At 58.9% G+C, this 12,889-nt stretch carries 10 protein-coding genes; all 10 read left to right on the top strand.

The features are described from left to right. Position 1: 1 nt before the first annotated feature. The gene (locus tag QQJ96_RS07110; RefSeq protein ID WP_284331278.1) at positions 2-1,519 is read left to right on the top strand and encodes a hypothetical protein; all 1,518 of its coding nucleotides are present in this window, start codon (positions 2-4) and stop codon (positions 1,517-1,519) included. Between the two features lie 101 nt (positions 1,520-1,620). Further along, on the top strand, positions 1,621-2,304 hold the full coding sequence (locus QQJ96_RS07105; RefSeq protein ID WP_284331277.1) for a glycoside hydrolase family protein: 684 nt from the start codon (positions 1,621-1,623) through the stop codon (positions 2,302-2,304). Between the two features lie 139 nt (positions 2,305-2,443). Continuing rightward, the gene (locus QQJ96_RS07100) at positions 2,444-3,247 is read left to right on the top strand and encodes an AraC family transcriptional regulator (protein WP_284331276.1); all 804 of its coding nucleotides are present in this window, start codon (positions 2,444-2,446) and stop codon (positions 3,245-3,247) included. 184 nt (positions 3,248-3,431) lie between these two features. Then, positions 3,432-4,049 carry a LysE family translocator gene (locus tag QQJ96_RS07095; protein ID WP_284331275.1) on the top strand — a complete coding sequence of 206 codons (618 nt, stop codon included), beginning with the start codon at positions 3,432-3,434 and terminating at the stop codon, positions 4,047-4,049. Between the two features lie 197 nt (positions 4,050-4,246). Continuing rightward, positions 4,247-4,945, top strand: coding sequence for a response regulator (locus QQJ96_RS07090; RefSeq protein ID WP_284331274.1), 699 nt, complete (start codon positions 4,247-4,249; stop codon positions 4,943-4,945). A 364-nt stretch (positions 4,946-5,309) separates the two neighbouring features. Then, on the top strand, positions 5,310-6,284 hold the full coding sequence (locus tag QQJ96_RS07085) for an ATP-binding protein (RefSeq protein ID WP_284331273.1): 975 nt from the start codon (positions 5,310-5,312) through the stop codon (positions 6,282-6,284). Positions 6,285-6,451: 167 nt separating this feature from the next. Beyond that, positions 6,452-6,985: a response regulator gene (locus QQJ96_RS07080; RefSeq protein ID WP_284331272.1), complete on the top strand. Its 534-nt coding sequence runs from the start codon at positions 6,452-6,454 to the stop codon at positions 6,983-6,985. Between the two features lie 629 nt (positions 6,986-7,614). Continuing rightward, positions 7,615-8,067, top strand: coding sequence for a response regulator (locus QQJ96_RS07075; protein WP_284331271.1), 453 nt, complete (start codon positions 7,615-7,617; stop codon positions 8,065-8,067). Between the two features lie 357 nt (positions 8,068-8,424). Beyond that, positions 8,425-11,733: an ATP-binding protein gene (locus QQJ96_RS07070; RefSeq protein WP_284331270.1), complete on the top strand. Its 3,309-nt coding sequence runs from the start codon at positions 8,425-8,427 to the stop codon at positions 11,731-11,733. A gap of 421 nt (positions 11,734-12,154) precedes the next feature. Then, a complete protein-coding gene (locus QQJ96_RS07065; protein ID WP_284331269.1) occupies positions 12,155-12,847 on the top strand; it encodes a DUF4410 domain-containing protein in 693 nt (230 codons plus the stop codon). Positions 12,848-12,889 lie beyond the last annotated feature (42 nt).

The raw sequence follows: 12,889 nt of genomic DNA, 5'->3' as shown, positions 1-12,889 counted from the left end.
CATGTCCGACTCCCTGCTGCAGGCCATCATAGGCGGCAACCCACTGGATCTGCCGGGTCTGGGATCGAGCGATGGTGGCCTGACCATCCTGTTTCCGCTGTCCCTGGGCGGCACGGTGAATGACCTGGCCAATGCCTTGCATCTTCCGGTCGATTCGATACTTGCCGTGAATCCCGGTCTTGAGGCCAATAGTTCGCTCAACCTCAGCCAGGTCGTGGCCCTGCCCGAGGGCCACATCGACCAGATCTTGCAGAGCGTGAACCTGGCCGGCAATCAGGCTTATGTAGCGCAACCGCCAGCATCGCCAACGGATGCGGCGTCTGCATCGAGCATTCCACCCGGAGCGGAGTTCGACTACATGCCGAACGATGGCGTGACTGTGGTCGTGCCGATACCTCGCTCGATCGCGGTTGCCCTGGACGTGCTCGACTTGTCGCAGCGGAATGCACCGTTCGCGCTGCCGTTGGAGGAAAACCAAGGTCGCTGGGTAATGAGCGTCAATCCGGTCATGCCCGCGCCAGGTAGCGGCAATACTGTCGACACGTCCATCACCGTCGTGTTGGCCGCTCCCGTATCGAACATGTCGGTAGATGCCAGCAGGTCATTCGATACGCCGGCCGCGGTCATGCCAGTATCCGAACCGCTGCCGAGCACGACATCGAACCAGGCGTCGGCATCCACTTCAGTACCTACGACCACCTCTGCCACGACCACAGTGCCTCCGACATGGAGTGTGGAGCCAAGCAAAGTCATCGCCGTTACCTCGAGCCAGCATGAGAGCGAAAGCGAGGGCGCTTTCAGCTTTACGCGGAGCGCCAATGGGGTGATGCCGGTCGGGCAGGATCGGTTGCGCAACCCAGGTTCGGGGATGGCGCCGCCTCCACCGATGGACGACAGCCGGTTTGCCGCACCGGTCGCAAGAATGCTTCAAGGGAGCAGCGGCACCGCCATCGTTCTGCCCGCCAGCGCGATGAATGCGGCAGGTCTGCCTATCGACGGCCATCCGATGAGCTTGCAGCTCATGGCCGTGCTGCTGGCGCAAGCGGGTGGTTCGGGTACCGGGACGGCTACGTCATCGCCCTTTGTCGATCCACAGGCGCTCGCTGCACTTGCGGCCAGTCAACGTGCCACCAAGGTGGTCGATCTCGGCGCGGGGCGCAGCATGCAATTTTCGCTGGTGCGCGATCGCTTGCAGCGTATCGACCCGATCGGCCATGAGCAGCGTGCCGCTTCGCGCCGCACCGGCGAAGGATTGCAGGAGTTGTGCGTCGGCCGGCCAGGTGGCGAGGAGATGGAACAGACCGAAGAACAGCGCGAGCAGGGTCGTCGCCGCCGTGCCGCCATCGCCGCGATGCGCCGCCGTCGCCGGCCACGCAGCCGCCGCTGCCGTTATTGGCAAGGCAGTCGACGCGATTTGCGTCCGGCCGCTGCGGTGTCTTACCCCAAGCGCGTGGACTTTGCCGAGTTCCGCCGGCGCCAGTTGCCGCGGTATCTGTGGAAGGTGGGTGGCGGCGATTAAAGATCAGAGTATCTTTACCTGGGGCAACTCCCCATGGGAGACCCAGGGGCAGCATGTTGCAATCAGCGTCGCACCCAACCATCGACAGGGATGAGGCAGCCATGACTGAAATCAGCGGCACAGGGTCCAGTCTTCCGTCTTTCTCCGGCCAGACATTGGGCCACCCATACACCGTCCAGTACGGCGACAGCCTGTTGGCGATCGCCCAGCGCTTCGGTGTTTCGCTGGCGGCACTGGAGGCGGCCAATCCACAAATCGCCAATTCCGACCTGATCTATCCGGGGCAGTTGTTGACCATTCCCGACAATGCCGTCGCGCCCAGCTCCGCGCCTGGCCAGGGTGAACCCGCCGCGCAACTGGGCATCAGCGAGGATGGGGTGAAGATGATCGAAGGCTTCGAGGGGTTCAGCGCAACCGCCTATCCGGACCCGGGCACCGGCGGTGCCCCGTGGACGATAGGCTATGGACATACCGGCGCAGTGGTGCCCGGCCAGACAATCAGCCAGGCACAGGCCGAAGCGTATCTGAAGCAGGATCTGGCTTCGGCAGAAAATGCAGTCCGCCGGAACGTGCGCGTGCCGCTGACGCAGCATCAATTCGACGCGCTGGTGAGCCTTACCTACAACGTCGGCCCGAATGGTTATTCCAGCCTGCTGGCAACGCTCAATAGCGGTGACTACGCCGCTGCCCAAGGCATGTTCGGCAACTATGTCTACGCGGCTGGTCATGTGCTGCCTGGGCTGGTGAATCGCCGCGCGAAGGAAGCGGCCTTGTTCGGCAGCTAGGGACGCGCATGGTATACAGCATCTCGCTGCGCCTCAGCATGTAGGCTGGGATGATAATCCCAGCTTCCACATGCCAGGCCGATGCTGGGATTGTCATCCCAGCCTACATGCAGTGAGACGCGCTGGCAGGGCATCCCAAATGACCAGGAAAACTCATCGAGTCGTCCCGCACCGATCCTGCTTGCCGGGCGTGGAGGCCTTGTCCTTGCTCAGCGAGCACGCGTTTCCCCGGCATGCGCACGATCACTATGGCATCGGTGTGATGACCGCTGGCGCCCAGAAATCCTGGAGCGGGGCAGGGACGGTGGAATCGACCATGGGTGACGTGATCATGGTGAATCCGGGTGAGATGCATGACGGTTCGCCCATCGGCGGTGCGCGCGAGTGGCACATTCTCTATCTCGACCCTGGTCTGGTGACGCGCGAACTGGCCGTTGAGCTTGGCGCTGGCGACGTGATGTTTCGGCCCGTCGCGCACGACCGCGCCCTGGCGGCCGAGGTGATGAAATGGCTGGGCGCGCTTGATCCGCGCAGGGCAGGTTGCGATGACGCCGAAGAGCTGCTGCTTGCCTGCCTGGTGCGCGTCATGCAGCGGCATCGTATGAGCGGTCCGCCATTGCCGCGGACATCGCCGGCCATCGCGCGGGCGGTCGAATGGATCGAAGCCGAGCCGGACGCCGCCACGCCCTTGTCCGGGCTGGCAGCTGCCTGCAGCGTGAGTCGCTTTCAACTGATTCGTGGCTTCATGCGCGACCTGGGTACGACACCGCACGCCTACCGTATCCAGCTGCGGGTTCGCTTGGCGCGCAGGTACCTGGCGCAAGGGCATTGCGCCGCGGAAGCTGCCCTGCTTTGTGGCTTTGCCGACCAGAGCCATTTGACGCGCGCTTTCGTCCGGCAGTTCGGCATCACGCCCGCGCGGTATCAGGCCGCAGTAGGTTAGCCATCTATTCGCATCCGTTGAGTTGCGCCACTCCGGCGTGTTCCGGAGCCCTGCAATATTCTTCAAGACCGGATGCGCCCGGCTTTGCGATGGTCACGTCTTTCCAGCCTTCACCAGGAGAGGCAGCCATGTCGATGGGTCGGTTTCTTTCGCGCGCACACCTGAAATCCACGGATGCCGGCCCATGAGCGCCGAATTCCTGCTTACCTCCCTGCTGGTCGTGGTATCCCCGGGGACCGGAGTGCTCTATACCGTTTCGACCGGACTGTCGCGCGGAGCACGCGCCAGCCTGTTGGCAGCCGTTGGCTGCACGCTTGGAACGCTGCCCCATTTGGCCGTTGCCGTGCTGGGTCTGGCCGCGCTCTTTCGCACCAGCGCGTTCGCCTTCGAGCTGTTGAAATTTCTGGGCGCCGCCTACCTGTTGTACATGGCCTGGAGCACCTGGCGCGACCGCAGTGCGCTCGATCCTGGCCAGGACAGCGCGGCACGCTCACCCGTGAAGATCATCAGCTCGGCCATCCTGCTCAATCTGCTCAATCCCAAATTGCCGATCTTCTTCCTGGCCTTCCTGCCACAGTTCATTGCCAGGAATGATCCCTCGCCGATGCTGCGCTTGTTGGCGCTCGGCACGATCTTCATGCTGATGACGCTGGTGGTGTTCGCGATCTATGGCGTGTTTGCATCGTTCATGCGGGCGCATGTGCTTGCGCGCCCGCAGGTCACGGCATGGTTGCGGCGCATCTTTGCCGCCGGTTTCTGCGCGTTGGGACTGAAGCTGATTCTTTCCGGTAGCCGGGCCTAAGCGAGGCGCGGGGGAGCAGCATTGATGAGACTTATCGCGTGTTCGACGCGAGGGGAGTTTGTTACAAACAATTACAGGTGTGTAAAAGCTGCCAGTTGATAGGCCAAAATGGCGCTTCGTTTAGCCTGCCATGATGGCAAGCGTCCCTGAGATCGGTCAGCAAGGAGTTAGCTCTGAACGACGGGCCCCATCGAGTTTTGGTATTGGACGACGATGCCGAACTTCGCAGCATGCTTCGCCGCTACCTGGGCGACCACGGCTTCGAGGTGCGCGCGGTGGAAAACCCCGAGCAGCTGGATCGCTACCTGCAAAGAGAACCTTACGACGCCCTGGTATTGGATCTGATGATGCCGGGTGAAGACGGCTTGTCCGTTTGCCGGCGCTTGCGCGCGCTGGGGCAAACCATTCCCGTCCTGATGTTGACCGCGCGGGGCGATCCGGTCGATCGCATCCTCGGTCTGGAAATGGGCGCGGACGACTATCTGCCCAAGCCTTTCGATCCGCGTGAACTGGTAGCACGCTTGCGCGCCATGTTTCGGCGCCAACGCATGCTGCATGCCGAATCCACCTGGGATGACGATGAGATAAAAGGCTTCGGGCCATTCACCTTGAATGTGTCGAAAATGAAGCTTATGCGCGGCGAAGAGCCGATCATGCTGTCTAGCACGGAGTTTCAACTGCTCAGGGTCTTTGCTGCCAATCCGCATCGACCGTTGAGCCGGGACCATCTGATGGAAAAGATCCACGGGCGCGATCACGAATCGATGGATAGAAGCCTGGACGTGCAGGTGCTGCGCCTGCGCCGGAAGATCGAGGAGGAACCTCGCAAACCACGCTATATCCGCACGGTCTGGGGCATCGGGTATGTTTTTGTACCGGATTGCGACCATGCCTAGATTCTGGCCTCGCACCCTGCTGGGGAGAAACCTGATCTTGCTCGTGTCTCTGGCGATTACGGTGCACGTGTCCAGCATGCTCGTCTTCGACTTCATGCAGCGACCCCGAGTCATCGAGTTGGGGGTGTTGGTCGCTTCGCAGCTGAATCTGCTGGATGAAATCACTTCGAAAGTAGATCCCGCGCAAAGGGAAATATGTATCGATCGCATCAACCGGAGCGGACAGATGAAGATCTTGAGGGGCGATCCACCCGCGGAGGAACCTCGCCCCAGGAGTCTGCTTGCTGCCTTGTTCTTCGATAGCATCCGGAAAAACGTCAAGCCGGATATCGCCATTCGCTGGCGCAATCAACCGCATCCGCAGTTGCTGGCCAACATCCATGTTGGAGGGGAGCACTATTGGCTCGCTTCGCGAGTGGGTCCTCCGCTGCAATGGCGTGTTGCCGCATCTCGGGTAATGATTTCCGTACTCATCACCTTGCTCGCCATGCTGGGGGCTTTCCTGATTCAGCAGCGGCTGAGCAGACCCCTGCGGGACATTGCCGCCGCGGCTAGAAAAGTGCGGGACGGTGCCCGTCCGGAACGGTTGGGCAACTACAGTACCTGCGAGTTGGCGGACGTCGCCGAGCAGTTCAACATGATGATGGCCAGTTTGGAGGAAATGGAGTCGACGCGTGCGGTGATGCTGGCGGGTATCTCACATGATCTGCGCACGCCGTTGACGAAGTTGCGGCTTGCGTTGGCCATGGACGGGCACGTGGGAGAGGAAACCTACGTTCGCTATATCGACCAGATTGACGCGATTATCAGTCAGTTCATTGACTACATGAGGGACAATCATTCCGAAGCGCCGGTCGAAGGCGATTTGAATGCCTTGATCCTTCAATTGGCGGACTTGTTCAGTGAAAGCGGGCATGCCTTTCAATTGAACCTGGGTGATTTGCCCCTGTTCCGTTTCCGCCCCGTGGCGATGTCGCGAGTCGTCACCAACCTGATGGACAATGCCTGCAAATACGGTGGCGCCGGGCTGGAAGTAAAAACCTGGTGTACGCATGGACTTGCCTATCTGGCCGTCTTGGACCGCGGGCCGGGGTTGCCGCTCCATCAGGATCCGAGGTATCTGATACGCCCCTTCGTCCGCGCCGATGTCGGCCGTTCGAGTGCTGCCGGCACTGGCCTGGGCCTGGCGATCGTGGACCGATTGGTACGCATCCATGGGGGAAGTTTTCAGTTGAAGAACCGGCATGGGGGCGGAACGCAGGCCTTGCTTGTCTTGAAGTCAGGTTGCGCAGCCGTCGGGCGCGCAGGGCCCTTGCAGCCGATTGAAACAAATTTATAGGGTATGGAAACGCTTTAAAAATATATTCACCCTATACTCACATACGTTGCGGATCGACCTTCGTCGATCCTGTGTTTGAAGGCAGCAGGTTCGTGGCAAAGCTATTGTCATGTCGTCGCATGTGGATGGATCTGTGCTGCCTGCCTGTGTAAAAAAGGATGGCAACAATGCTTTACCATGATGATGTACCAAGAGTTGTACTTGCGGATAATCAGCCGATTGCTCGTTATGGCATTCGTAAGTTGCTTGAATCGCATAATGACGCAAGGGTTGTTGCCGAAGCCAGCTCGTTGGCTGATCTTCTGGAAATATTGGAAAGCATGAGTCACGATGTCATCCTTGCCAATTTCGCGATACTCGATGCCCATGGCGGACGCGGCCTGGATCGCGTAAAGCGTTTGCGAAAAGCTTATCCATCCTCATCCATGGTGCTAATGGTTGGCATTAGGAATGCGGGGCTTTTGGGCGCTATCATGCAAACCGGCGTATCGGGACTGATCGAAAGAAACACCAATGTGCCGGAATTGAGAGTGGCCGTACGAACGGCTGGCAAAGGCAAGAAGTACGTAAGCCGGCGCTTTCAGCGCGCGCTCCATTCAAAGTGGGGTGAGGCGAATGACCCTAATTTCGAGGCGCATTGCTTGAAATTGTGGTCGTGCCAAGGTCACGTTTCCATGTGGCAAGAACATGAGTCATGGTAATCGATCATATGGTGTTATATGGATTTCATAATAAATTCTAAGTGGTTTGATTGCTTTTTATGGTTTGTAATTGTCTCGTTGTTCATATTTATTTGTGAAGGTTCATTCTTTAGTATTTCCGGTTAGGTCCGCTAAGTCGTGGATGAGCATTGGAGAAATTAAGGATAATTTTCGTTGATATTATTTGTGTGACGGAATATATCGTTTAGCCTGTGCAATTCTATTTTGACGATGATCGTTGTCTTAAATATGTGGAGCGGCATCGCTTGGGCTTGGATCGATGGCGACGTGCCGGATGTTCGTGCTAAGCGTCTGGGATCTTGGGCTATGGGCTCGAAGCGATTGAGTAGTGTAACAGCTTGAAATAATTGCGATCTATCTCACGGTGTTGGTCGCATTTATGATTTAGAGCGAGCGTTTGTTTTGTGCTGGCGACCCGGTATCGCGCATGGATCATTCATTCTCTCGTTGAGGCGGCGGCGCCAAAGCATGATGGTGTTGCGATCCTTGCCCCCTTATTCACCCATCCACGGACTGGATGGTCGGGTGGCGAACGGCAAGCTCGATGGTAAGGTGCGGCGGGTTTTCATCATTGAAGAGCCAAGCCGTGCCGGCATAAAGGAAGGCCCATGACTAGCGATCGAAGCAAAACTTGCCCGCGTGTGGTTCTGGCCGACGACCATCCCATCAGCCGCTACGGCATGCGCATTGTTCTCACTCACCTGGGTGCCGCGGAAGTTGTGGCGGAGGCGGGAAATGCTGCGGAGTTGTTCACCGTACTGAGTGAGGTGCCATGCGACGTTGTGCTGTCCGACTATGTCATGCCGGACGAAAGGCATGCAGACGGAATCGGCATGATTCGGTGCCTTGCGCGTGTTTACCCGAGCATTCCGCTAGTGGTTGTCACAGCCTTGCATGATGTCACGTTGTTTGAATCGGCTCTGCGCGAGGGCGTGCGTGGCTGGGTGGAAAAGAGCGACGATGCGTCGGAATTGATCGCGGCGGTTTACAAGGTGATCGCTGGCCATATCTATATTAGTCCATCCATGCGCTCGGCCATGATCGATCGAGATCGGTCATGATCTTGGACGGGCGGAGGGTGAATCGGTGCGAATTACGCCTTTTGGGTTGGCGCAGGTCCTGGAAGCAAGTCATGGAATCGTTTTCGGCATTGGGTGGTGCAAATGTCGGCCGGCTTTGAGTCAGATGCTTGGCCCTTTTGCCAAGACTAAGGCTATGAACAGTGGAAAAAAGATGCTCCCCAAGCCAAGTCTGGCAAATGGACACCCCATGAGGCGCCGCGGCGCCCGCCGGGCTTTGGAAATCAATGGCATTATCGCCTTGGTGGATGGCTACTCATCAGGAACGGCTGGAACAGGATCGTTGCGTCGATCCGGGCTCCAGTCCCGGCGAAAGGTAGAGCTATGAAGTTCCAAGACATGATGAGACGTTTGCGCCGGGCAGGGATTTTGGCGCTATGCGCTTGCGCGCTAGCAGGTCCTACGCTTGCTCGCGCACAGTTTGTTGAGGACCCCCAGCATGCGGCCAATTATGACCTGCATATTCCGTTGACGGCCCAGGAGCGTGCCTATCTGGCCAGTTTACCGACGCTGCGGGTGGGGATGGATCCCAATTGGTCGCCCTATGCTTTCGTGAACCGCAAGGGGCAGCTGGATGGCATTTCGGCGAACTACCTCAATTACGTCACCAAGAGCCTGCATATCAAGGTTGAGCGCGTAGATACCAAATCCTGGTCCGAGACGGTACGCGCGGCCAATGATGGCCAGATCGACGTGCTGATGGCGGTTTCGAGCAGCAGCCAGCTCACGGCTCCGTTTGTCCAGACGCAAGCCTATATCAACTATCCCGAAGTCATCGTGGCCAGAAACGGGCGCAGGCTGGAGGATATCCATGATCTTGATGGCCTGAAGATTGCCCAGGTCGACAATGGTGGGACCGGGCCGTCTCCGGGCTTGGATACGTCGGTTGGTTTCCATCGCATGCTGGTCCAGTCGGTGCAGGAGGGCCTCCGGCTTGTAGCAAGCGGCCAGGTGGATGCGTTCGTCGGCAATCTAGGCGTGGCGCAGCGCCTTATCCATCAGAACTACGCGGGTGTTCTGTATGTATCCGGTGCCACCGGTTACAGCCGGTCGTTGAGCATTGGCCTGGCGCCTCAATACGAACCCTTGCGCCTACTGATGGATCGGGCGCTCAAGGCGATTCCCGAAGAAGACCGTGAGCGTATTCAAAATACCTGGCTGCCCGCTTCACTGGAATATGGCGTACCACGCAGAACGCTATGGGAAGTATTGACGCCGATCGGCGTGGTGATCCTGGTTTCCATCATCGTCCTGGGCTTGATCATCGCCTATTTGCGCCGGGAGATTTACCAGCGCCGTCGGGCGCAGCAGGAGCTGCAATACCAGAATCGTTTTCTTGAGTCGTTGATGGCTACCTTGCCCGTGCCGGTGTACGTAAAGGACTTGCAGGGCCGCTACATCATGGTCAATCCCGCGTTCCAGAAGATCGTGGGCCGCCAGGCAGGAGAACTCATCGGCAGGACCGCCACCGAAGTCCATCCCATGCATACGGCCAGTAACGACCGGCTGGAAACGCTTACCAGCGAGGTGCTTTCCACCGGAAGGCTGGCTCACGGCGAGCTGCAGTACCGGTCCAATTCGGGGGATCTGCACGATGTGATCTACTGGTTGCAGATGGTGCACGAGGAAAAGCAGCGGCCTCGCGCCATGCTCGGCATTCTGGTGGACGTTTCCGCCTTGCGTGCGATGGAACGTCAGCAGCGTGCCTTGAAGCGGCAGCTGATCGAGCTGACGCAGATGGTGCCGGCCGTCCTGTTTCAGATGCGTTATGTACCAGGAGTGGGCTTTACGCCGGTCTTTATCAACCATTACGCCGAAACGCTAACCGGGTTCCTTCAACAGGAACTGATGTCCGATTCGGCGCGCTGGCTGCCCTTGGTGACGCCAGCAGCACGTTGGCGTCTTTGGCGTGCGCTGCTGCGCGCCCGTCGAAATCATGCTGATGTGGAGCAGGAGCTGGTGCTGACTCGTGAAGATGGCTCGCAGGTGTGGGTTCGCCTGGAGGCGGTATGCCATCAGAGCACGGAAGAGGGATGCATCTATACCGGTTATCTTGGCGACGTAACCCAGTTCAAGCTGCAAGCGGAATCCCTGGCCCAAGCCAAGCAGCAAGCCGAACAGGCTGCGCGCGTCAAGGATGTATTCCTGGCCACCATGAGCCACGAGATCCGCACGCCCATGAGTGGTGTGATTGGCGTGCTGGAATTGATGGGGCGTTCGCGCATGCACCCGGATGACCAGCATTTGCTGGACATGGCTCGCGGTGCCGCGGTTACGCTGTTGCGCATCCTCAACGACGTGCTGGATTTTGCAAGGAGTCAGTCCAATCAATTGACCATCGACCCACGCCCGTTTTCGGTGCACAGGGTCATTGATGGCGTCGTTGGCTTGTTTGCGCCGGAAATACGAAAAAAAGGCTTGCGCTTCGACATCCTGGTCAGCTCGCTGGTGGCGGCCAGCCATATCGGAGACGAGCAACGCCTCACCCAGGTGCTGATGAACCTCGTCGGCAACGCTCTGAAGTTCACGGATGTAGGCAGCATAGAAGTAACAGTGCAAGCCCAGCCCATCGATCCGCTCGTTCAGACCCAAGAACTGGTCATTACGGTGCGCGATACTGGTGTTGGCATCGATGAAGCGGAACAGCTGCGTTTGTTCGAACCCTTCGTGCAGGCGGAAGGCAGTCATCGCGGTGGGACCGGGTTAGGACTGGTCATCTGCAAGCGGCTGATCCAAGCGATGGGGGGAGACATTCGATTGCGTAGCGCGCGCGGCAAGGGCACGAGCGTGGAAGTAACGCTTGCGCTGCCGGCAAATGGCAGCGCGCTGGACGACACCAAGGAAGTGGCGTACACGATGACCGTCGATACCGGACAGTCGAGCGCCAATGCCGCACAGCCGCCACCGAACGCCCGCCCGGCCTGGAATATTCCGGCAAGCTCGATCCTCCTGGTGGAAGACCAGGCCCTCAACCGGGAGTTGCTGGAGCGCCAGCTTCAGGCGCTTGGCGTTGATGCTTTCGATGTAGCCAGCGATGGATTGCAGGCCTGGAAGGCCTGCGAAAAACAGGCTTACTCATTGGTTATCACCGATTGCGCCATGCCTGAAATGGATGGTGAAACCTTGATCCGCCAGATCCGGGCGCGCGAGTTAGGCACGGCGAAACGATCCTATGTCGTTGCACTCACCGCCAACGCCATGGAGCCACAACATAAGGCCTGCCTGGAGGCCGGCGCGGATGCGGTCGTGTTGAAGCCGATGGATGTCGAGCAGCTTCGTACGCTTTTGAAGCAGGTATTCGGCCCGGCGGCGCTTATGTCGCCGCTGGCACTCCCACCGGCAAGCATCCCCGCGGAAGAATGGCCCTGGTTGCGCGAGCGCATCCTGACCGATCTTCAAAAGGAACTGCAGGTCGCATCAGGGGCGATAAGCGGCCAGGACTGGAAGCGTGCCTGGAACGCCGTGCACCGCATTCTCGGTGTTGCCAGATTGTTCAAGCTGACGGGCATTGTCGCGTTGGCATCGGCCATCCAGGAAGAACTGGACAAGCAAGATACGTCAGGCGTCGTCATTAAGCCGCTGGAGGATGCGATCTTGGCGTTGACGGCGGCCGCGCGCGCTAACCGTTGCAGCCTCCCATCAAGCTGATACCAGCGCGTACTGGTTTGAATGATGTATGCATCTCTGGCTGCGCGTAGGCTAGGATGCCAATCCCAGCTTTCCACACGGCATCCCGATGCTGGGATTAGCATCCCAGCCTACACGCTAGACACTCCACCGGGAGCTTGCGGAGAGGGTGAATGAGATACCGTTGGGAGGCAGTACCCGTACGGCAATTTAGAACTGCTCCCTATATACCTTGAGTCGCCGATTGCCGATGGTTTTGTCTCATTCCTCGTTCTGGCTGCGACTTTGGCTATCGGGTCACGTGAAAGCCTCTGCGACGCGGAGTATGCTGTTACAGCAAGTTTCGGATTGAGCAAAGTACGAGCACAAGCCATTGATCCTGGCAAGCCAGGACCGATGGCTTCTGTCCATGTGCTCGTCCCGTCATTGCATGGAGGAAACCATGAAGATCCGCTTCCGGTATCTGTCAATCGTGGCTGTGTGGTCGGCATTCGTTGTCTCTACTTGCTTTGCGGCAACGGAGACTGCGCCGCCGCCTAAGCCGAATGCACCAGTCGTGTACGTTTCGAACTTCGAACTCGATGCAGCGCCGGCACAGGCTGGCCAAGCTACACGCGGCGTGCTTGGGAGGGGCGGCTTGCTTCATCGGAACCAGGATCCCCAGGCGCAAGCGCAGGAAATGGTTTCGTTGATGTCGGACACGCTGACCCAGGACCTAAAAAAGGCCGGTATCGATGCGCGTCGCACCTTGCCTGGAGCCGAATTGCCCAAAACCGGCTGGAATGTCCATGGTGTGTTTCTCTCCGTTGACCAGGGCAATGTCGCACGGCGCGCCATGATCGGCTTTGGCGCGGGCCATAGCAGCCTACAGGTTGCGGCGGCCGTCGACGATCTCGCGAAACCAGGACAAGCGCCGTTGCAAACCATTGCCGAGGGCAATGGAGGGCACATGCCTGGGGCCATCATCATGCTCAATCCCTACGCCATCGCGGCGAAGGTGGTGCTTGCCGGACGTGATCAGGACAAGGCCATTAAAAACGCAGCCAAGCAGATCGCCCAGGCCGTCGTGCAGCGCGTGCAGACCAACGTTGCGGCGCCTGTCGGCACGCCGGTGACCTCACCTTCGATACATTAGAACCAAGCTTTGGCGTGGTAGCCATGATGACGGCTTGACCAT

Origin of the sequence: Dyella flagellata (assembly GCF_030160275.1) — a bacterium.
In the GTDB taxonomy this organism is placed as follows: domain Bacteria; phylum Pseudomonadota; class Gammaproteobacteria; order Xanthomonadales; family Rhodanobacteraceae; genus Dyella_B; species Dyella_B flagellata.
This window is presented reverse-complemented; position numbering and strand designations above follow the sequence as displayed.